This window comes from Roseinatronobacter domitianus (assembly GCF_023336755.1).
In the GTDB taxonomy this organism is placed as follows: Bacteria; Pseudomonadota; Alphaproteobacteria; order Rhodobacterales; family Rhodobacteraceae; genus Roseinatronobacter; species Roseinatronobacter domitianus.
The window spans coordinates 204,525-225,677 of sequence record NZ_JALZWP010000003.1; the positions used below are offsets into that span (position 1 = coordinate 204,525).

At 60.5% G+C, this 21,153-nt stretch carries 21 protein-coding genes; 13 read left to right on the plus strand and 8 right to left on the minus strand.

What is annotated here, in order from left to right:
- Positions 1 to 32 precede the first annotated feature (32 nt).
- The 3 genes from M3N55_RS05010 to M3N55_RS05020 are packed head-to-tail and all read left to right on the plus strand — an operon-like array spanning position 33 to position 3,380.
- Entirely contained in the window at positions 33 to 698 is a 666-nt protein-coding gene (locus M3N55_RS05010; RefSeq protein ID WP_249056996.1) for an SDR family NAD(P)-dependent oxidoreductase, read from the plus strand.
- A complete protein-coding gene (locus M3N55_RS05015) occupies positions 692 to 2,218 on the plus strand; it encodes a cryptochrome/photolyase family protein (RefSeq protein WP_249056998.1) in 1,527 nt (508 codons plus the stop codon). Before M3N55_RS05010 ends, M3N55_RS05015 begins: the two co-directional genes overlap by 7 nt.
- 40 nt (positions 2,219 to 2,258) lie before the next feature.
- Entirely contained in the window at positions 2,259 to 3,380 is a 1,122-nt protein-coding gene (locus M3N55_RS05020; RefSeq protein WP_249057000.1) for a pyridoxal phosphate-dependent aminotransferase, read from the plus strand.
- On the opposite strand, the gene M3N55_RS05025 is transcribed toward M3N55_RS05020, so the two are convergent.
- Complete coding sequence (locus M3N55_RS05025) at positions 3,381 to 4,055, minus strand: flagellar hook capping FlgD N-terminal domain-containing protein (protein ID WP_249057002.1); 675 nt, start codon at positions 4,053 to 4,055, stop codon at positions 3,381 to 3,383. It abuts the gene before it with no gap.
- A 34-nt stretch (positions 4,056 to 4,089) separates the two neighbouring features.
- Positions 4,090 to 5,421 (minus strand): flagellar hook-length control protein FliK, encoded by a 1,332-nt coding sequence (locus M3N55_RS05030; RefSeq protein WP_249057003.1) that lies wholly within the window; start codon positions 5,419 to 5,421, stop codon positions 4,090 to 4,092.
- 192 nt (positions 5,422 to 5,613) lie between these two features.
- Between M3N55_RS05030 and M3N55_RS05035 the strand changes: the two genes are divergently transcribed.
- From M3N55_RS05035 to M3N55_RS05060, 6 genes are all read left to right on the plus strand, one after another.
- Positions 5,614 to 5,892, plus strand: a complete 279-nt coding sequence (locus M3N55_RS05035; protein ID WP_249057005.1) for a rod-binding protein — start codon at positions 5,614 to 5,616, stop codon at positions 5,890 to 5,892.
- Complete coding sequence (locus M3N55_RS05040; protein WP_249057008.1) at positions 5,889 to 6,230, plus strand: hypothetical protein; 342 nt, start codon at positions 5,889 to 5,891, stop codon at positions 6,228 to 6,230. Before M3N55_RS05035 ends, M3N55_RS05040 begins: the two co-directional genes overlap by 4 nt.
- Before the next feature lie 215 nt (positions 6,231 to 6,445).
- A complete protein-coding gene (locus M3N55_RS05045; RefSeq protein ID WP_249057010.1) occupies positions 6,446 to 7,666 on the plus strand; it encodes a flagellin N-terminal helical domain-containing protein in 1,221 nt (406 codons plus the stop codon).
- Positions 7,667 to 7,838: 172 nt separating this feature from the next.
- Positions 7,839 to 8,216, plus strand: coding sequence for a flagellar biosynthesis regulator FlaF (gene flaF, locus M3N55_RS05050; protein WP_249057011.1), 378 nt, complete (start codon positions 7,839 to 7,841; stop codon positions 8,214 to 8,216).
- On the plus strand, positions 8,213 to 8,617 hold the full coding sequence (gene flbT / locus M3N55_RS05055; RefSeq protein ID WP_249057012.1) for a flagellar biosynthesis repressor FlbT: 405 nt from the start codon (positions 8,213 to 8,215) through the stop codon (positions 8,615 to 8,617). Before flaF ends, flbT begins: the two co-directional genes overlap by 4 nt.
- Positions 8,614 to 9,411: a DUF1217 domain-containing protein gene (locus M3N55_RS05060; RefSeq protein ID WP_249057014.1), complete on the plus strand. Its 798-nt coding sequence runs from the start codon at positions 8,614 to 8,616 to the stop codon at positions 9,409 to 9,411. The genes flbT and M3N55_RS05060 overlap by 4 nt, the downstream gene beginning before the upstream one ends.
- 265 nt (positions 9,412 to 9,676) lie before the next feature.
- On the opposite strand, the gene M3N55_RS05065 is transcribed toward M3N55_RS05060, so the two are convergent.
- The 4 genes from M3N55_RS05065 to M3N55_RS05080 form a co-directional block, all read right to left on the minus strand.
- The gene (locus M3N55_RS05065; RefSeq protein ID WP_249057016.1) at positions 9,677 to 10,774 is read right to left on the minus strand and encodes an ABC transporter ATP-binding protein; all 1,098 of its coding nucleotides are present in this window, start codon (positions 10,772 to 10,774) and stop codon (positions 9,677 to 9,679) included.
- Between the two features lie 4 nt (positions 10,775 to 10,778).
- A complete protein-coding gene (locus M3N55_RS05070; RefSeq protein WP_249057018.1) occupies positions 10,779 to 11,669 on the minus strand; it encodes a carbohydrate ABC transporter permease in 891 nt (296 codons plus the stop codon).
- On the minus strand, positions 11,662 to 12,531 hold the full coding sequence (locus tag M3N55_RS05075; RefSeq protein ID WP_249057020.1) for a carbohydrate ABC transporter permease: 870 nt from the start codon (positions 12,529 to 12,531) through the stop codon (positions 11,662 to 11,664). The genes M3N55_RS05070 and M3N55_RS05075 overlap by 8 nt, the downstream gene beginning before the upstream one ends.
- Before the next feature lie 102 nt (positions 12,532 to 12,633).
- On the minus strand, positions 12,634 to 13,878 hold the full coding sequence (locus M3N55_RS05080) for an ABC transporter substrate-binding protein (protein WP_428982606.1): 1,245 nt from the start codon (positions 13,876 to 13,878) through the stop codon (positions 12,634 to 12,636).
- Between the two features lie 187 nt (positions 13,879 to 14,065).
- Here M3N55_RS05080 and M3N55_RS05085 point away from each other — a divergent pair, with 187 nt between their 5' ends.
- Positions 14,066 to 14,794: a response regulator transcription factor gene (locus tag M3N55_RS05085; protein WP_249057021.1), complete on the plus strand. Its 729-nt coding sequence runs from the start codon at positions 14,066 to 14,068 to the stop codon at positions 14,792 to 14,794.
- A complete protein-coding gene (locus M3N55_RS05090; RefSeq protein ID WP_249057023.1) occupies positions 14,791 to 16,233 on the plus strand; it encodes a sensor histidine kinase in 1,443 nt (480 codons plus the stop codon). The genes M3N55_RS05085 and M3N55_RS05090 overlap by 4 nt, the downstream gene beginning before the upstream one ends.
- A 2-nt stretch (positions 16,234 to 16,235) precedes the next feature.
- Here M3N55_RS05090 and M3N55_RS05095 read toward each other — a convergent pair whose 3' ends face one another.
- Complete coding sequence (locus M3N55_RS05095; protein WP_249057025.1) at positions 16,236 to 17,006, minus strand: c-type cytochrome; 771 nt, start codon at positions 17,004 to 17,006, stop codon at positions 16,236 to 16,238.
- Positions 17,007 to 17,099: 93 nt separating this feature from the next.
- Positions 17,100 to 18,092, minus strand: a complete 993-nt coding sequence (acuI, locus tag M3N55_RS05100; RefSeq protein WP_249057027.1) for an acryloyl-CoA reductase — start codon at positions 18,090 to 18,092, stop codon at positions 17,100 to 17,102.
- Positions 18,093 to 18,289: 197 nt separating this feature from the next.
- Between acuI and M3N55_RS05105 the strand changes: the two genes are divergently transcribed.
- Positions 18,290 to 20,065 carry an SLC13 family permease gene (locus M3N55_RS05105; RefSeq protein ID WP_249057029.1) on the plus strand — a complete coding sequence of 592 codons (1,776 nt, stop codon included), beginning with the start codon at positions 18,290 to 18,292 and terminating at the stop codon, positions 20,063 to 20,065.
- Between the two features lie 295 nt (positions 20,066 to 20,360).
- Positions 20,361 to 21,026 (plus strand): pyridoxine/pyridoxamine 5'-phosphate oxidase, encoded by a 666-nt coding sequence (locus M3N55_RS05110; protein WP_249057031.1) that lies wholly within the window; start codon positions 20,361 to 20,363, stop codon positions 21,024 to 21,026.
- Positions 21,027 to 21,153 lie beyond the last annotated feature (127 nt).

Genomic DNA, 21,153 nt, shown 5'->3' on the forward strand with positions numbered 1-21,153 from the left:
GCCCTAACTACGCCCAACAAGTAGGAGGCGAGATGCAACACGCATTGGTCATCGGGGCATCGGGCGGGATTGGTCGCGCGATTTCGGCAGAACTGGAAGCACGCGGATGGCGCGTAACCGGCCTGTCGCGCAGCACAGACGGTCTGGACGTGACCGACGCCGCGTCGGTTACCGCGCATTTGTCCAAGCTGGAGGGGCCATTTCAGCGGATCATAATCGCAACCGGCGCGTTAGAGATCGGCAACCACAGGCCGGAAAAGGCACTAAAGCACATCACATCCGAAGCAATGGCGGCGCAATTCGCGCTGAACGCCACTGGCCCGGCACTGGTGCTGGCCCACACCGCGCGCCTGCTGCCGCGCGACGAAGCCGCGGTGGTGGCCACATTGTCGGCGCGCGTGGGGTCTATCGGGGATAACCAGATCGGCGGCTGGCACAGCTATCGCGCGGCGAAAGCAGCGGTGAACCAGATCATCCGCGGTGCCGCGATCGAACTGTCACGAACCCATAAGCGCGCAGCCTGCGTAGCGTTGCACCCTGGCACGGTTGCGACAAAATTCACCGAAAAATATCTGGGCCGGCACCCGGCGGTCAGTGCCGAGCAGGCCGCCAAACGCTTGCTGGATGTGATGGACAGTTTAGGCCCAGAGCAGACCGGACAGTTCTTCGATTATGCCGGGAAACCCGTGCCATGGTAAACTTGGTCCTGGTTTTGGGCGACCAGTTGTCGGAAAACCTGTCGGCCTTGGCAGAAGCGGACAAGGCCACGGATATCGTCGTCATGGCAGAGGTCGCGTCAGAAGCGTCCTACGTTCCTCATCATCCCAAAAAGATTGCCTTCACCTTTGCCGCAATGCGGAAATTCGCGGCCCATCTGCAAGAGTGTGGATGGCGCGTGGCCTACACACGGCTTGATGACCCGGGAAATGCGGGCTCCCTTCCGGCCGAATTGCTGCGCCGTGCAGAAGAATTTGACACCGACCTGGTGCTGGCCACGGAACCCGGCGAATGGCGGCTGATCGCCGCCTTGCACGAAATCCCCCTGCGCCTGACATTGCTGGAAGATACCCGTTTTTTGTGCACCCACGCGCAATTCGAAGCATGGGCCGAAGGCCGTAAAGCCCTGCGCATGGAATATTTCTACCGCGAGATGCGGCGCAAAACCGGCCTGCTTATGGAGGGTGACAAGCCTGTGGGCGGGAAGTGGAATTTCGACCACGACAACCGCAAACCGGCCAGCGGCGACCTGTTTCGCAAACCGCCCCCGAAGGCGCAGGACGATGACATTCTGGAACACGCGCTTGACCTGGTCGAAAGCCGTTTCCCGGATAATTTTGGCACGCTGCGCCCGTTCCAGTTCCAGACAGACCGCGCAGGGGCGTTGTGCGCGCTCGATCATTTCATCACCCACGCCCTGCCCGATTTCGGTGCCTATCAAGATGCCATGCTGGCCGATGACCCGTATCTCTATCATGCCGTGATCGGGTTATACCTGAATGCCGGGCTGCTTGAGCCGCTGGAGGTGTGCGAACGTGCCGCCCAAGCCTATGGACAGGGGCACGCGCCGCTCAATTCCGTCGAAGGGTTCATCCGCCAGATCATTGGCTGGCGCGAATTCATCCGCGGGGTCTATTTTCTGGAGGGGCCGGATTACACCAGTCGCAATGCACTGGGGCATGATCGTGCGTTGCCAGCCCTCTATTGGGGTGGTAATACGCAGATGAATTGCCTGAAACACGCGGTGGGGCAGACCCGCGATCTGGCCTATGCGCACCATATCCAACGTCTGATGGTGACGGGCAATTTCGCGCTTCTGGCAGGTGTGGACCCGGCGCATGTGCATGAATGGTATTTGGCCGTTTACGCCGATGCCTATGAGTGGGTCGAAGCGCCGAACGTTATCGGCATGTCGCAATTTGCGGATGGCGGCGTTGTCGGGTCGAAACCCTATGTCAGTTCTGGCGCCTATATCGACCGGATGTCGGATTATTGCGCTGGCTGTCATTACCGGGTGAAGGACAAGACAGGGCCGCGCGCCTGCCCGTTCAATCTGCTGTATTGGCATTTCCTGATTCGGCACCGTGAACGCTTCGCGGGAAACCCACGCATGGCGCAGATGTATCGCACCTTTGACCGGATGGATGAGGCGCGGCGCACCACAGTGCTGGCAGAGGCAGACGGCTTCCTGCGCAAGCTGGACGCCGGCAAGTTGGTCTGACAGGCTTGCCCTGCCGCTTGCTCTGACCTATCCCAAGGGGATGAAAACGCCTCGTTTCACTCCGCTTGTCGCGGGCCTTCCCGCGACCGTGCCATTTGTTGGGCCAGAAGCGCATATCCGCGCGAATGGAAGGCCATTTCAGGCGCGGATCGGCGCCAATGAAAGCGGCTTCGGCCCATCGCCCGAAGCGATAGACGCGATGTGCAGCGCGGCACCCGACGCTTGGATGTATGGCGATTCGGAGTGTCACGATTTGCGAGAGGCGCTGGCGGCGCATCATGGCGTCAGGCCGGAGAACATCGTGATCGGCGAAGGGATCGACGGGCTTTTGGGCTTGCTGGTGCGGATGATTGTGGCCCCCGGCGACCCTGTTGTAACATCTGACGGTGCCTACCCAACCTTCAACTACCATGTTGCGGGGTTTGGTGGCGTCTTGCACAAGGTGCCCTATCGTGACGATCACGAAGACCCGAGCGCGCTTCTGGCCCGGTCCGAGGAGGTTGGCGCGAAACTGCTGTATGTCTGCAACCCGGATAATCCGATGGGCAGTTGGCATAGCGGGCGGATTATCGAACGGATGCTGAAAAGTCTGCCTGACGGCACGCTCATGGTGCTCGACGAGGCATATATCGACGCAGCACCACCCGGCACGGCCCCGCAGATTGACGCCGACGACCCAAGGGTCATTCGCATACGCACCTTTTCGAAGCTATATGGGCTGGCGGGGATGCGCGTTGGCTACGCAATCGGCGCGCCCGCAGTGATCGGGATGTTCGACCGCATCCGCAATCATTTCGGGATGGGCCGGGTGTCGCAAGCCGCGGCGCTGGCCGCATTGCAAGATCAGGATTGGCTGCGACGCGTGCAAAGCAATGTCGCCACGGCGCGCCAAAGACTGGGGCAAATCGCAGCGGATTGCGGGATGTATGCATTGCCCTCTGCGACCAGTTTCGTCGCGCTCGATACAGGGCACGATGGCGCCTTCGCACATCGGCTTGTCAACGCATTGATGGCGCGCGATGTTTTCGTGCGGATGCCCTTCGTGGCACCGCAAAACCGTTGCATCCGTGTCAGCACCGCGCCAGACCCAATTCTGGACGTTTTCGCTGCGGCCTTGCCCGACGCTTTGGCGGAACTTGATCACACCCGGCATGTTCCGTGATTAGCCCTGACCGACAGGCGAAAGCGCGGAGTCGCGCAGGCCGACAACGGCATCGCTGTCGATAATCTGACCGCCAGCCAGAACAAGCAAGGTGCGCCCGGAATCGGCGCGCGCCTCAAGCACCTGCGCATAGCCAAGAACCGCGTTTTCTGACAATTCGATATCATCGCGGTAACTGACCATGGAAAACCCATAAAACGCGCCCGACTCAAGCACATTCGACCCTTCGGGCGCCTCGAACAATATCTCGGTGCTTTGCGGGTCAACCGCATAGCGCCCAATCTCGCGTCCGATGCTATCCGTGACTACAAGGTCCGCCCGGTTTGCCCCCTGCACTTCCGGCGGAACCAGACGCATCGGGGTGCCATCAAAACGGATCGGTGCTGTGCTCAGAACATCGCGCCCGACCCAACCGGCCAGATCTGCAAGACCCATGCGCCCCACAAGGCGGGTCAGCAAATCATTGGTTTGCACCTGCTGCTCAACCCCAGAGAAGGTAGCAAGCTGGGCCGCGAAATCTGACGCTTGGATCGGTTCCAGTGGGTTCTGGTTTTGCATCTGCGTGGTCAACATGGTCAGAAAGGTATGGAAATCGCCGGCCTCTGCCGTGGCAGCGCCGGGGCTGGTCGCTGGCGACTGGGCAGGCGTGGCGCTTGGGGCAACCGGGTCCAACATGGTTTAACTCCTTTTCTGGAAGCCGAAATACGTATTAGAACCGCAAGTCTAGACCAGCCCCGGATATCAGGGGCATGGTGGTCTGAACGCCCAACAGGTTTGCGGCAGATGGTGAGGCCGAAGGGTGTAAGTTCGCGCCGTCCGTAGAGCGTTTTCCCTTGTGCCGGTCGGAACTGTCACCGGCGAATTCGAAACTTGTGCTGTTGAAGCCAAGCCCGGACAAGTCCCGTGACAGAAAAGCGATATTCTTGCGCAGAAAATCAAGCGTTTCCGGTCGCTCGGTCGTGATCAGCACATGCAGCCCGGTCTCCGATAAGTGCATCTGAATCCGCACGCGGCCCAGCTCTTCGGGTGACAGCGAGACCTCGAACCTGTCGCCATGCGCCTGCGCAAAAGCCTGTGCGATTTGGAGCGTTACCATCCCTGGCGTTGCTGCTGACGGTGCGACACCGGGCGCAAGCCCCAAGACGCCTGCCCCGCCACCGCCCGGCACCGAAGACGCGGCAACCCCGTCCCCAAGCTCTGCCATGGCGTGCCGAACCTCCGGGACCGCATCACGCTGGGCTATGGGCACAATGCCGCCCGGTATGAGCTGAAGCTCTGCCAGCGCCATGGGCGTTACTGCGGCAAGACGTTGCCCTGGTGTGGCTGCGGCCATGCCCGTGATGCGTTGCATCTTGTCGGAAGTTGCCGCCGCGACTGGGGTCATGAACGCGGCAGTTTGTGCCGCTGGAAAAGCCGCAAGGGCCGCGCCCGCGAGAGCTTGTTTGCCCTGATCGTGAGCCGACATGAGAAGATGAGCGCCAGTATGGACAACGGCTTGGGGCGCAGTTTTATCACCGAGCAAATCCGCCCTCGACAGCCCGGCCTGCGCCACAATCTCTGGGTCGTGAGGACGCGGCGCTAATGACGCAAAGCCAAGCGACTCTCTAGTGGACCGTGGCGTAGAGGGGGCCCGCATCGCCTGTTGCTCTGGCATTCCCGCAACTTCGGCCATGCGCCCAACACCTACCGGCATGGTCGAGCTTTGGGATCGCACGAACTCGCCCCGCGCGGCAATCTCCTCAGCAATTTGCAACTTTGCGCCGCTGGCGTGAGTGACTTTTTCGGGCATCACGATATCAGATTGCGTTCCGGTATCGGGTCCGGGCGCGATTGCGATTGCCCCGTCTGCTGCACTGGGGATGACGGACAGTGCCTGCTCACCCTGAAATGCGATGATATCCATCGCGCTATCTGCGAGCGCGTCCTCCGATGCTTCGGATTGCCCTGCCGCGAATTCATTTCCGTCACTGGCAGCGCCCGCCAACTGTGGCGCTTGCATGTGCGGGTCCAACGCTTTGATCGTCGAATCGGAAGCCGCCATGAACTGCGCAAACCCCTGGCCGCGTTGTGCAAGGACAGGCGCAGTCTGTAGCGAGCTCACACGCGCTGGGATCGCGATGTCCGATTGAAGCATGAAATCCGGCATAGGCCCTCCTGAAAGCAGATTGCCACAGAGTGCTTACCGAATCTTTACCGCCAACAGACAATATCACCGCATTGAATGGAGGACCTCATGCTGGATTCCCTAAGTTCGGTTGCGGCCACTGGCCACCCGAAAACATCTATCAAGGCTGTGGCGCGCCAGTTTGAAGGCGCGTTCCTGTCCCACATGCTTGCCGCCGCAGGGGCGGGACAACCCGCTGATACGCAGGGCGGCGGCATAGGCGAATCGCAGTTCGCATCCTTCCTGCTGGATGCGCAAGCGCAGCGCATTGCCGATAGCGGCGGGGTGGGACTTGCTGAAATGATCATTCGTCATTACGCGCCTAGCCACAAGGCAGATGCGCCATGATTGGGCCGTCACCCTTCGCACGGATGCAGTCTGTATTGGCGGCAGAACACGCCGCATTGATGTTCGGAAAGCTGAACAAACTGGAGCATATCGCCGAGCGCAAGGAGCGCGCCGCCGCGCGCTTGGCAAATGCACGGTTAACCCAAGCAGAACTGGGCGCATTACAAAGTCTGGCCAAGCGCAACGCCGAATTGCTGGACGTGGTTTCAAACGCGGTCGAAGCCGTTCGCGCCCTAACCCGGCTTGGCCCCCACGCCCCAGAGACAAAAGCCTACAGCGCAGACGGGTTGCGCCATTCCTTGCACCCGCCAACGGGCCAGCTTACGCAAAAAGCATGATCGGGGGCGTTAACCTCAAAGATCAAAAGCAGTCCGGAAAATACACCCGGCACCATTGCGTTCACAACTTCTCAACTCTTTCCGCGTCATGATCTGTCCATCGGCAGGATCGTCGATCGATACCAGCAACGGATCGTTTGCAGAATGCACCGAAATCGCGCCGCTCCGGCGCATTGATACAATGTGCAAAACGCACGTCACTGAAGGTAAATACCATGTCAAGCATTCTGACGAACTCCAGCGCAATGGTCGCGCTGCAAACCCTGCGCGGCATTAACAAAGGTCTGGCGCAAACACAGTCCGAAATCTCTACCGGAAAATCCGTTGCCACGGCCAAGGACAACTCCGCCGTTTGGGCAATCTCGAAGGTTATGGAGAGCGACGTTCAGGGCTTCAAAGCTATTTCCAACAGCCTTGCAACGGGGCAAGCTATGGTCGGGGTCGCCCGCACGGCAACCGAATCGATCACCGACTTGCTGAACAATATCAAAACCAAGGTCGTCGCGGCACAAGACCCGTCGGCCGATACCAGCAAGTTGCAGGACGAAACAGATCAGCTTATCCAGCAGGTCAATACGGTCGTAAACGCGGCACAGTTCAACGGCGTGAACCTTATCAGCAGCAGTACGGACCAGAGCGTTCTGGGCTCGCTTGACCGCAGCGGTGGCGCAGTCACGCCGTCTACGATCACCGTTGCCGCTCAGAACCTCAGCACCGGGGCTTCGGGCGCGGCGAGTGCGACCCTGGCGGATGGTGGCGGCACTCAAACCTTCACCATCGGGTCTACCAACGCGGATGAAGCGAGCGTGGTTGCACTTGGCGGCGGCGATGCCGCAATTGATCTCTCGACGGTTGCAACCGGCGAAACCCTGCGCGTGACGATTGGCGATCAAAACTTTAGCTACACCGTCACAGACGATGACGTGGCTCCGGGCAACAATGCGAACGACATCGCGTTGACCAACATCCGCAGCCAGATCAATTCCGCAGGGATCACCGGCCTCACGGCTGACTATGACCCGTCGTCTGATGGCGTGCTAACGTTCAACAATGCCGGTACGGATGCTTCGGATACGGCCATCACCGTGCGGGTGAGCGCGGCAGGCACTGGCGGTTTGTCAGGTCTGGGTGATGGCGTCTCCACCCGTCTGGATGTCACGTCCGGCGCGGCTCTGGCCGATATCGAGACCATGATATCTACATCGATTGATGCAGCCGCCGCCTTCGGGGCGACACAGTCGCGCCTCGAAACCCAGTCCGAGTTCGTGACCAACCTGACTGATGCACTTAACACCGGTATCGGTGCGCTGGTGGATGCCGATATGGAAGCAACTTCGGCCAGGTTGCAGGCGCTTCAGGTTCAGCAACAGTTGGCAACACAATCGCTTTCCATCGCGAACCAGCAGCCGCAGAACATCCTGTCATTGTTCCGCTAAAAACCGCTATGGACCCCGGTCACGGGGTCCATACACGGACTGTCACGGCGCACAGGAAAATCAGCAAGAGCAGCCGCTCTGCCCAGCCATAGCGTAGAGCGTTGCACCAGCGTCGCCCGCTTCATCCTGAACGACCGAAATGTTGCGCAATACCATCTCCGGGAGACCCGAAATGAACGCTCATGCTCAGGCACTTGCGGCCTATGGCACACCGAACACCGCCCAAAAGCCACCTCGGGCCATCGAATACGACATACTTGCGCAAATTACCGCGCGCATTCGCGCCGCGATTGCGGGGGGCCCGATGGCCTTTCCGGCGCTCGCCGACGCTCTGAACGCCAACAGGCAACTTTGGACCGAGTTCGCGTTTGACCTTGCGTCTGATGATAATCGGTTGCCGACCGACATACGGGCCGGATTGCTTGGGTTGGCGCAATTCACCGTTACACAGACCGACGCTATCCTGAGGGGCGAAAGCACAGCCGAAGCCATCATTGACGTGAATGTCGCGATCATGCGCGGCCTGAACGGAGAAGGAGGCATGACATGACTGGCCTCGTGATACGTCTGGCCCCGCGCGAGCGCGTCTTGCTGAACGGGGCAGTTATCGAAAACGGCGACAAGCGCACAAGCCTGTCCATCAAGACTCCGAACGCCAAAGTTCTGCGCCTGCGTGACGCGATCCATCCGGACGAAGCGACGACGCCTGTCAAACGCACGTGTTATATGGCACAACTGATCTTGTCGGGTGATGCCGACCCAACGGATTTGCAGACGCCCTTGTTGCGCGCCATCGAGCAATTAAGCCAAGTGTTCCGCGATGCCGACAGCGCCCAATATTTGCGCGAGGCGACCGAGTTCGCCTTGGATGGTGAACATTATCAAGCCTTGAAATCGCTTCGGGCCTTATTGCCGAGAGAGGCGCGGCTAATGGCCGCGCAACGGGTGTGAGCTTTCAACCGATCGTTCCACTGGGTGGTCTGGCCGGTTGGGAATTCCTGAAACGCACCCGAGAACGCCAGGAAAACAGCTTCACAGCCAGCCCTCGCATGTCACGCCTGACACGCGGGTTTGCGCAAGATTTCGCCAAACTGCGCAGCGCCGAGGATTTGGTCGGGAACCGCCAGGCTCTGGACGTGGTGTTGGGCGCGTACGGTCTACAGGCAGATTTGGAAAACCGTGCCTTCATCAAGAAAGTCATCACGGACGGCGCCACGGACCCGCGCGCACTTTCCAATCGACTTGCAGACAAGCGCTATAATGCGCTGGCGCGGGATATGGCGCATCTTGCACCCGGTGGCACAGGTCAGGCGCCGCAAGACCTGGCCGAGCAACTCCTCGGGCGTTTTCGGACCATGGCTTTCGAGGTCGCTGTTGGCGACAGCAACGAATCGATGCGCCTTGGTTTAGCCTTCGAGCGCAAGTTGCCGGAAATCGCCGCAGCTTCCCAATCGGACGCGGCCCAGTGGTTTTCAGTCCTCGGCGATCTGCCGACACGCCGGGTGATTGAAACCGCGCTTGGACTTCCCAAGGAATTCGCCAGCTTAGACATCGAAGAGCAGGCCGAGCGGTTGCGCGCCGCAGCCCGCAAGCGTTTTGGCACCGACGCCATGACCGAACTCGCAAAACCCGAAATGATCGCCCAAATAACGCAGCGGTTTCTGCTGATGGAGCAGGTCAAGGCCAGTCAAACGGGAATGAGCGGCGCGGCAATAGCGCTAAGCCTGTTATCGCGTGCAGGTTGAGCATCGCTCATAAAAGCTTGCCGGTGCGGTCGCAGCCGCCGTGAAACCGCCTTACCACGCAAACAACGGGCCTTTGCCGCGTGCAAGAACGCGCCAAGGTTTGCATTCAGGGACCGATAGCAAACCTTGGCCGGAAAGCAGCCCCGCAACAGTGTTGCGGTTTGGGCAAATGTGTCGCAACAGCCTTCAACTACCCGACCGGATCGGCGACTGGCCATAAGGCACCATACCATTCGCTCTCATAGACGGAAAAAATCCAAGCTCCCTAAATCAAGCGTTCACCGGTATCAGGTGCGAAATAAGACGCTTTCGACAGGTCGAACCCGAAATCCAGCGTTTGACCTGCACGTGCACGAGTATCGGCCGACAAGCGCGAGGTCACTTCCTTGCCGCCCAATCTGGCAACAACATACGTGTCGGCTCCGGCAGGCTCGACCACATCGACACGCACGGCACCGCCTTGCAAAGCCTCGCCGGCGCGGGCGGTGGCTTCATGCATGTCCTCTGGGCGCAGGCCCAAAAGGATATCGCCGGTCAGCCCTGCATGGCGTGGCTCTTGCAGGCGCAACGGGTCAGCGCCGTCGCGCGCGATCTCGATCACGCTACCAGTGCCATTCGGCATGGCCCGCGCCGGAATAAGGTTCATGGCCGGGCTGCCCATGAAATCCGCCACAAATGTGTTTGCTGGGCGGGTATATATCTCGTGCGGGCTGCCGATCTGCTGGATGATGCCACCTTTCATGACCACGATCTTGGTGGCCAGCGTCATCGCCTCGATCTGGTCATGGGTGACGTAAACCATACTGGCACCAAGGTCTTGATGCAGGCGCTTGATCTCTGTCCGCATTTCAACGCGCAATTTTGCGTCGAGGTTTGACAATGGTTCATCGAACAAGAACAGCGCCGGGTCGCGCACCAAAGCGCGCCCCATGGCAACACGCTGGCGCTGACCACCCGACAACTGACCCGGACGCCGGTTCAGAAGCGGTTCAATCTGCAATTGCCGCGCGACTTCTGCCAGCTTTGCAGCTTGCGTGGCCTTGTCCACGCCGCGGACCTGCATCCCGAAGGTGATGTTTTTGGCCACACTCATGGTCGGGTAAAGCGCGTAGCTTTGGAAGACCATGGCGATATTGCGGTCCTTTGGGCTGACCTGCGTCATGTCTTGCCCCGCAATGCGGATCGCGCCACCGGTGATCGGCTCCAAACCCGCGATGCAGTTCAGCAGGGTGGATTTCCCGCAACCCGACGGGCCAACCAGCACAAGGAATTCGCCCTTATCAATGCTGACATTGATGTCCTTGAGGATTTCGGTCGCGCCGTAGCTTTTGAACAGGCCGTCGACCTCTAGAATATGCGACATGAGATTATCCTTTCACCGATCCGGCGGTCAGGCCGCGAATGAAGTATTTTCCGGCGACGACATAGACCAACAAGGTCGGCAGGGCGGCAATGATCGCGGCGGCCATATCGACATTGTAGGCTTTGACGCCGGTGGTGGAGTTGACGATGTTATTCAGCGCGACCGTGATCGGCTGCGTGCCCGCTTGGCTGAAGGACACCCCGAACAGGAAATCGTTCCAGATCTGGGTGAATTGCCAGATGACCGTCACGACGATGATGGGCAGAGACAGCGGCAGGAAGATCGACCAGAAGATACGGAAGAACCCCGCCCCGTCAATTTTCGCAGCCTTGGTCAGTTCCGCCGGGATGGTCACGTAATAGTTGCGGAAAAACAACGTGGTAAAGCCGATTCCGTAGATGACATGCACGAAGATCAGCCCCGGAATGGTGCCCGCGATGTTCAGAATACCCAAGGTCCGCGCCATGGGCAGCAGCACGACTTGAAAGGGGATGAAACAGCCGAACAGCATCAGCGCGAAGATGATGTTGGCGCCGCGAAAGTTCCACTGCGCAACGACATAGCCGTTCATCGCGCCAAGAACAGTCGAGATCATGACCGCAGGCACCGCCAGCATGACCGAGTTCCAGAAATAGGGCTGCAAGCCTTCGCATTGAATACCGGTGCAAGCCCCCGACCAAGCGGTGCGCCAGGCATCGAAGGTCACCTCGCGCGGCAGGGCGATCAGACTTCCGGTGCGGATTTCTTCCAGACTTTTGAGCGAGGTCGTCAGCATCACGAAGAACGGCAGCAGATACCACAGCGCGAACACCGTCAGCATCAGGTAAAGCCCCCAGCGCAAGGCGATTTTCAGCGCGCGCGACTGGGTTGGGGCAGTGAAGGTTGCGTCAGTCATGTTTCGCCCTCAGCTCTGAATACAGGTATGGGACCACGATGGCGAAGACGATCATCATCATGACCATGGCGCTCGAGGCTGCCTGCCCGATATCGCCGCGCGAAAACGCCATGGCATACATGTAGGTGGCGGGCAGGTCGGTGGCGTAGCCGGGGCCACCCCCGGTCAGCGCAATGACCAGATCGAAGCTTTTGATCGCCAGATGCGACAACACGATGAAGGCCGACAAAAAGATCGGGGCCATGCTGGGAATGATGATTGCGGTATAGATGCGGTGGGTCGGGATGCCGTCGACCTGCGCGGCTTTGATGATCTCTCCATCCACCGACCGCAGACCCGCCAGAAACAGCGCCATCACGAAACCAGACGCCTGCCAGACCCCGGCGATGACCACGGTATAAATGGCCATGTCGGGGTCGGTGATCCAGTCGAAGCGGAAATCCTCGAACCCCCAGCCGCGCACCATGGCTTCCAGCCCCAGACCGGGGTTGAGCATCCATTTCCAGGCGGTGCCGGTTACGATCAGCGACAGCGCCATCGGGTATAGATAGATGGTGCGCAACACACCTTCGGTGCGGATTTTCTGGTCCAGAAAAATCGCCAGCAGCAGGCCCAGAAGCATGGAAATGCCAATGAACAGCACACCGAACACGAACAGGTTGTTCAGCGCGACCTCCCACCGGGGCGAGGCGAAAAGCCGTTCATACTGGATGGTGCCGACAAGGTCATAATTGGGCAACAGCCGCGAGCGGGTGAAGCTGACCCACGCCGTCCACGCAATAAAGCCGTAAACGAATAACAGGGCCGCAATAAAACTGGGTGCCAGAACAAGCTTCGGCACATGGCGTTCAAGCCATTGCATGGGAAGCCTCCCTTCGGTTGGGGAATGGGGTGGCGCCGGGGCCACGTTGCGGCCAATGCCGCAAGGGACGCCGGGGACAGGATCGCCCCCGGCGCGTTTTGATTACATCGAGTTGGTGACCGCGTCGGCCAGCATTTGGACAGCGTCGTCAGAGGACATGTCGCTGTTGAAATGCGCGGTCACGACATCGGTGATTGCGCCCGCCTGCGCGCCGCGCAGCGCCATGCCATGCGCGTAGGACGGCAGCAGCGACCCGGCGTCCGAAGTGGCCGCCATCTCGTTAGAGGACAGAACGGCGCAAGCGTCGAACTCATCCAGCGCAACATCGCTGCGCACCGGGATGGAGCCTTTGTTCAGGTTGAACACTTTCTGAAAGTTCTGGCCCACGATCAGCTCTGCCAAAAGCGCCTGACCAGCCTGCGCATCTTCGCCATCGACTTCGAACATCGCAAAGCTGTCGACGTTATACAGGTAGCCATCACCGGGGGTCGAAGCGCACAGGAAATCCTCGCCCGGCACTTTACCAGCAGCAAGGAATTCGCCCTTGGCCCAGTCGCCCATGATCTGGAAGGCAGCTTCGCCATTCATGACCATCGCGGTGGCAAGGTTCCAGTCACGACCCGAGAAGTTGGCGTCGACATAGCCGCGCATGGTGCGCATCTGGTCGAAGGCAGCTTTCATCGTGTCAGATGTCAGCGCGTCCATATCCAGATCGATGAGCGCCGAACGGAAGAATTCCGGCCCGCCCAGACCCAGCACGACGGTTTCAAACACGGTCGCGTCCTGCCATGACTGACCGCCATGCGCCAGCGGCGTGATGCCCGCAGCTTGCAGCTTGTCAGCGGCGGCGTTGAATTCGTCCCAAGTGGTCGGCATGGCAATGCCGTGCTCGTCCAGGATCGCTTTGTTTGCCCAGACCCAATCCACGCGGTGCACGTTTACGGGTGCCGCGCACCAAGTGCCTTCGCACTGCATGTGGCCCGCGATGGACGCGGGCAGGACATCGGCCCAGCCCTGAGCTTCGGCCACGGCGGAAATGTCAGCCAGAACGCCTTCTTCATACCATTCCTGAATGGCGGGGCCTTTGAGCTGCACGGCGGTCGGTGCGTTGCCGGACAGCACACGGGCGCGCAGCGCGGTCATGGCCGCATCGCCACCGCCACCGGCCACGGGCATGTCGGTCCAGCTACCGCCACGGCTGGCGAATTCTTCCTGCAACACGGCCACGGCACGGGCTTCACCGCCAGAGGTCCACCAATGCAGAACCTCGGCCTGAGGCTCTGCCATCGCAGCACCGGCCATGCAAAAAGATGCGACGGAAGTCGCAAGAATCGTCTTCATATTCATGATCATCCTCCCAGATGGTTGGCGGGACATCCGCCAGACGTGGTAAGCATGGCGCAAGCCATGTGGCCCACGCAACTGCCCTATGCACCCGGATTGACCGAATTTCGCGGCGCTTGTTACAGGCTGTTACAATACCCGCGTGCTTGGTGCTAAACCAACACCATCCGCGGCTTGGAGGAGAGCAGGAATGGCCATTCCCCGCCTTTTGGTGGTCGATGATGACGCAGAGATGTGTTCCATGATGGTTGGCTGGCTGCAACGCAACGGCTTTTCCGTGGCAGGCGTGCAGGACGGCGCAGGCGTGGCGCAGCAAATGGCGGCGGGGCGCGTGGACCTGATCTTGCTCGATGTGATGTTGGGCGACGAAAGCGGCCTGCGCATCTGCCAACAGTTGCGGCAAGAGCATGACGTGCCGATCATCATGGTTTCGGCATTATCGGCAGATGACAACCGCATGGCGGGCTATCGCTCTGGCGCGGATGATTACATTGCCAAACCTTTCAACCCCGAATTGTTGGTCGCACGCGTGCGCGCGGTGCTGCGCCGCACCCGGCGCGCGGCGTCGCTGGCTTACCGGCGGCAAGCGCGGGTCTACCGTTTCGCCGGATGGCGATTCGACACACGAGAGGCGAGCGCCCATGCACCGGGCGGGTTCGAGGTGGCTCTGTCCACCCGCGAGCGCCAGTTGTTGCAGGTGTTCTTGGCGAACCCCGAAATCCCGCTGTCGCGCGAGGAAATCGCCGAAGCCATGGATGTGCTTGGCGAAAGCACAGACCCCGCCGAGGGCCGCGCCATCGACATGCTGGTGGGCCGCTTGCGCAGCAAGATAGAGGACGCACCGAAAGACCCCGTCCTGATCCGCACCGCGCGCGGCGTGGGCTATGTGCTGGCTTGCCCGGTCGAGGTTGAGGGATGATCCGCAGCCTGCGCGGCTGGGCCAGCCTGTGGATACTGTCGGCGATGGGTGCGGGCGCGCTGGCGGCATGGTTGTGGCTGTCCTCGACCCATGCATGGCGCGAGCATCTGGATCGGGCCGCCCAAACCGGGCGCGACGTCGCCGCAACTGTATTGCTGGGCACGCCATTGCCCGGCGACACGCGGCTGGTCGCGCTGGGGCGCACAGACCAGCCCCCCGGTGCCGATGAGGCCGGGATGAGATCCTCGGCGCGCGTAACATCGCTGGCCTTTCGTCAGCCCGGCCCGGATGGTGCTGGCCAAGGCGGCGGCGCGCGGTTGCAGGTGCAGGTCGTCAGCGCAAGGCTGCAATACCCCGTGGCAGACCTGAACGCTGCGGGGGCCTACGCGGGCATGGCCGCGCTGTCGCGAACGCTGGCGCGGCTGTGTTCAGACCCGGTGCTGTTTTTGCGCGCTGATAACGGGCCTTGGTGGCGGGCGGAAAGCGCGCTGTGGTCCTGCGACGCGCAACCACGCGACTGGCGAATCGGAGCGCTTGTATTGGCAGGTGTGGCACTGATGGCGCTTCTTAGCCATGCCGCCGACCTGACCGCCAGTTTTCGCGATTTCGCGCGCGGACTGGCCACGCGCCGGCGTCCCGGCGAAACGGCCGACCTGGCCCTGACCGGCCCAGAGGAGTTGCGCGCCACCATTACCGCCGTGAATGGCTATCTGGCCGATGAGCGCGCGCGTCTTGCGCGGCGCGCCATGGTGCTGTCCGGTGTCAGCCATGATCTGGGAACCCCGGCCACACGCCTGCGTCTGCGCGCGGCGATGATAGAGGACGCCGAATTGCGCGCCCGGTTCGAGGATGATCTGGACCGTATGGGCGCGATGATCGAGGAAGTCCTGACCTTCACTCGCGCCGAAATCGCGGCAGAATCCACGCGCGAATTCTGCCTTGCCGCCTTGACCGAAGCTGTGGTCGATGACTACCGCGACACCGGCCGCCCGGTGGGCATGACGCTGGCCGCACCCGCCAGCATGGACACCGCCCAGACCGTCTTTGCCTTGGGTCGTCCGCGCCGCATGGCATTGCCGGAATCGCGGCGGCTTCTATTCACCGGGCGGCCCTTGGCACTGGAGCGCGCCTTGTCGAACCTGATCGAGAATGCACTGAAATACGGACGCCGCGCCGACATCATCTTGCGTGCCGATTCTGCACGCGTAGTGCTGGAAGTTCAGGATGCAGGCCGCGAACTGGACGCGGATAGCTTGCGCCGTCTGACCGACCCGTTTCAGCGTGGCGAGAACCTGACCGATGCGGATGGCACGCCAATTTCAGGCTTTGGCATGGGGCTTAGCATTGTGGCGACCATTGCCGCCCAGCATGGGGGCGAGCTGGAATTCGAGCAACGCCCCCAAGGGTTGACCGCGCGGCTGATCCTGCCGCGCGGCTGATATTATTGGCCTTGCGCCGCAAGAAACCCAATGATGTCGATGCGTTCCTGTTCGTCGCGCACGCCGGGATAGGCCATCCGGTTACCGGGAATATACTCATTGGGGTTGGTCAGCCACTGCTCCAGCCGTTCCGGCGTCCAGATGCCGCCTGCCTCTTGCAGCGCGGTCGAATAGCGCCACGAGTCGACTGCCGCCACCTCACGCCCGACAATCCCGACCAAATGCGGACCACCCGCGTTGCGTTCAGTCGCATATTGGTGGCAGGTCGAACACTGGCGGAAAGCACTTTCACCTGCGTCAATGTCGGCACGCGCCAGAAGCGCAGACTCTTGCAACCCTTCAGCCTGTTCAGGCTCTGCGGGTGTCGCCTCGGCGGCGGTTTCGACGGTTTCCTCTGTCGTTTCTGCCGGGGCAGGCTCGGTTGCTGCCTCTTCCGCTTGGGCGGTCTCTTCCGCAACCGGCTCGGCCTCCTCTGCAACCTCTGTCGAGGCCGGCTCTTCTGCGGCAGGCGTGGCCTCTGCGGTTTCGACCGGCTCAGCCGGGTCTTCCGTCACAGGGGCCGACATATCAGCAACGCTAACCTCCTCGCGGCTTTCCTCCTGGAGAGGCTCGGAGACTTCAGCGACCTGCGGGGTCGCCTGCCGATCCGGGCCATCGCCAAAGCTGCGCACTGTGACCAAGATCAACAGCACTGCCAGACTGCCAAAAGTGCCGACCCGCAACAGCTTTTCGGCGGGGCTCATATTATCGATAGGATTTGGACGTGGGGCCATTTCTTCCTCTGGGTTTGCAATAGACTCTGCCTTCGAAAAGCCAGCTAATCGTGCAAAGCGCCAAGTAAATAGCGTTTGCACGCGGAATCGCGCTCAGGCGTTTACATCTACCACAACGCGCCCCTTGACCTGCCCTTTCAGAATATCGGCGCCAAGTTGCGGCAAATCAGCCAGCGTGGCGAGCTGAGTCATTGCCTCTAGCTTGTCCATCGGCAGGTCTTGCGAAATCCGCCGCCACGCGCGCAGGCGGTTTTCATAGGGTTGCAGAACCGAATCGATGCCCAGCAAATTCACGCCGCGCAACAGAAACGGGACCACCGTCGCCGGCAAACCCGCGCCACCCGCCAACCCCACGGCAGAGACAGAGGCACCATATTTCATCTGCCCCAGCACACGCGCCAACATCGCGCCGCCCACGGCATCGACACAACCCGCCCATGTTTCCGATTCCAGCGGGCGTTTGACGGTTTCGTTCAACTCCTCGCGTGCAACGATCTGGGTCGCGCCAAGGTCGCGCAGGTAGCTTTCGGTTTCCGGACGCCCGGTGACGGCAGCAACCTCGTGGCCCAAAGCCGACAGGATCGCCACGGCAACGGAACCGACCCCACCCGCGGCCCCCGTGACCAGCACGGGGCCATTGCCGGGCTTCAGCCCGTGATCTTCCAGCGCCATGACTGCCAGCATCGCCGTGAACCCTGCCGTGCCAACCGCCATCGCCTGCCGCGCGCTTATCCCGTCGGGCAGGGGCACCAGCCAATCGGCCTTGACGCGGGCCTTCTGGGCGTAACCGCCCCAATGCGCCTCACCCACGCGCCAGCCGGTCAAAACGACCGCATCTCCGGGCTTGTAGCGCGGGTCATCCGACGCCTCGACCGTTCCGGCGAAATCAATGCCGGGCACATGCGGATACTTGCGCACCAAACCGCCGCCGGGGCCAATGCACAGCCCATCCTTGTAGTTGACGGTAGAATAGGCGACCTGCACCAGAACCTCGGCTTCGGGCAGCCGGTCTTCGGTCATATCCTGCACACTGGCTTTGGTGGTGCCGTCTTCCAGCTTGTCGACCACGAGCGCCTTGAATGTCATCCTTGCAATCCTTTCCCTGTGTTTGACACGAGCCTAATGCAGAGCGTGCGTCAAGACCATGCCAAGCCGCCGGTGCGTTGCAGCATTTTGCGGCGTGTCGGCAAAGCATCGCTTGTGCGGCCCGGTTTTCCCATTGTGACACAGGCACAATTCAGACTTAACTGCGCAGAACTGAACCCGATTCCGGCAGGCCTTGAATGAGCTTCGATCAGATCTTCGTTTTATTGGTGCTGGCGGCTGTTCTGTTCAGTTTCGCCAAGGAAATTTACCCGCCCGAAGTGACCGCTCTGGGCGCTTCTGCTGCGCTGCTGGTCACGGGAATTCTACCCACGAACGATTTTCTGCAAGTCTTCTCCTCGCCCGCGCCGATCACGATTGCGATGATGTTCATCCTGTCGGCAGCACTGGAACGCACGGGCGTTCTGGACATACTTGGCGCCTGGATGCGCACACATGCGCGCGGGTCTTACCTGCGGGCGATGTTCCTGATGATGGGTGGCGCGATGGCGGCATCGGCCTTCATGAACAATACGCCCGTGGTCATCCTGCTGACACCGGTCATGATTTCGGTCGCCAGCTCTCTGGGTGTCGCCCCGTCCCGTATGTTGATCCCACTCTCATACGCGGCGATCATGGGCGGCACGCTGACACTTGTCGGCACATCGACCAACATCCTGATGAGCGGGGTCGCGCTGGACGCGGGGCAACCGCCGCTGACGATGTTCGAGATGACCATGCCGGCGTTGATGATGGCCAGTGTCGGCATCCTGTATATGGTGTTTGCCGGTCGGTTCCTGTTGCCTGACCGCACGTCCATGGCGTCGATGCTGGGGCAAGATAGCAAACGCAAGTTCATGGCACGTCTGCTGATCCCGGCGGGCTCTACCTATATCGGGCAAACCTTGGCAGACCTGCCTTTCAACAGCCGGGCCGCGCGGGTGCTGGACGTGGTGCGCGGCGAGGTGTCCTTGCGGCGCAAGATGGACGACGTGGTGCTGGAAGCGGGCGACCGCGTGGTCATCAAGACCGATACCGGCGAAATTCTTGGCCTGAAGGAAGACGGCGAGATCGAATTCCGCGACATGGCCGATAGCGGCTTCGCCCCCGTCACCGCCGATCGCACCATCACGATGGAAGCAAGTATCGGCCCCAATTCGCCCCTGCGCGGGCGACCCATCAAGGCGCTCAAGCTGCGGCGGCGCTACGGGGTTTACCTGATGGCGGTGCACCGCCAAGAGCGCAACATCTCGGACGAAGTGCAGGATCTGCGCCTGCAATTCGCCGATACGCTGCTGCTGGAAGGCCCGCCCGAGGGCATTCAGCGCATGATCGAGGATGGCGGCATCGTCAACCTGACCGAACCGTCCGAGCAACCCGTGCGGCGCGGCAAGGCCCCGATTGCCATCGGCACCGTGCTGGCCGTGGTGGGGCTGGCGGCGCTGAACATCATGCCCATCGCCGGGCTGGCGGTGGTGGGCGCGGTGGTGGTCATGCTGACCCGCTGCGTCGACCCGGAAGAGGCGTTCGACGCCATCGACTGGCGCATCCTGTTCCTGATCTTCGGCATGCTGGGGCTAAGCATGGGCATGGCCGCCACCGGCACGGCAGAGCTGATCGTGGCGCAGTTCATCGGGCTGGTGGGGGGCTTCGGGCCATTGGCCATTCTGGCGGCGGTCTATGTGCTGACCAACGCGCTGACCGAAATGGTGTCGAACAACGCTGTCGCGGTGCTGGTCGGCCCCATCGTGATCGCGCTGGCGCTGCAACTGGGCTACGACCCGCGCCCGTTTATCATTGCCGTGATGTTCGCCGCCTCTGCCAGCTTCGCCACGCCCATCGGCTACCAGACGAACACGTTTGTCTATAGCGCCGGGGGCTACAAATTCACCGATTTCCTGCGCGTGGGCCTGCCGCTGAACCTGCTTTACGCGGCGATGGCGGTCGGGGTCATTCCACTGTTTTTTCCGTTTTAGGGGGCTCTATCATACAGAAAATAGTGTATGTCGGCTTGGAGCCTTCTTTGACCGATGCTGCACATCGCACCAACGTCCGCTCCTCGGAAAACGGCCAAAAACGTGACAAAATCAGAGGCAGTTTCGCCAAGGGTTTGTGGCACAAGATTTTTAAACGTTTTGGCTTACCATGCCGTGAGTGACAAAAACGACCGTTTTCGGAACGCCATCGGATAGTGCCTTTGCCAACCTTTTGAAGCTGCGCTCTTTGTGAAATAGTGATTTTACATAACGCTACGATGAAAGAGGTGTTTCTATGAGTGAACGGTCGATGAAAGAAATTCTCCGCAAAATTCCTTCACTAAAGGGACCATTGCCTGACGAAGACCTGACTACTCTGCCAGAAAACCCTCATGAAGCTTTTGAACTTTGGCTAGTGGACGCCTTAGACGCTGGTGTTCGAGAACCACATGCAATGACCCTCTCAACTGTGGACGAAAACGGCGGACCAGATGCACGCGTGCTGATTTTGAAGAATGTCGATAGCCGTGGATGGCACTTTGCGATTAAGGCCAGTAGCCCAAAAGGCGAGCAGATTAAAACAAACTCCCAAGTGGCACTAACTTTTTACTGGTCTGATTTGGGTAGACAAATTCGCCTGCGCGGACCCGCTCTGGCGCTTTCACCAGAAGAATGTGCGTCAGATTTTTTGGACCGCCCAATCGGTTCGCGCACAGCGGCTATGGCATCGCTACAAAGCGATGTGTTGACGGACAATGAAGAGCTTAATCGAAGAATGGCTAAGGCGCAGGCATTCTTAGAAAATAACCCAGATCACGTTGAAACAGGCTGGCGAGTCTATGCCGTAGCTCCGTCAGTTGTCGAGTTTTGGCAGGGTGCCACTGACCGCAATCACAAGCGGCGGCGGTATAGCTTAGCTGAAGATGGAAAGAGCTGGCTGATCGACCGACTGTGGCCCTAAGCAGATAAAGCTTTTCATCAAATTCGGACTTTTTTCTGACTTTCTTTGCGGTTGCGCAACGCTGTCAAAAACGGCCGTTTTTGCCGCCCGCCTTTACAAAAAAGCCGACCTTGGCGCAGTCGCTGCG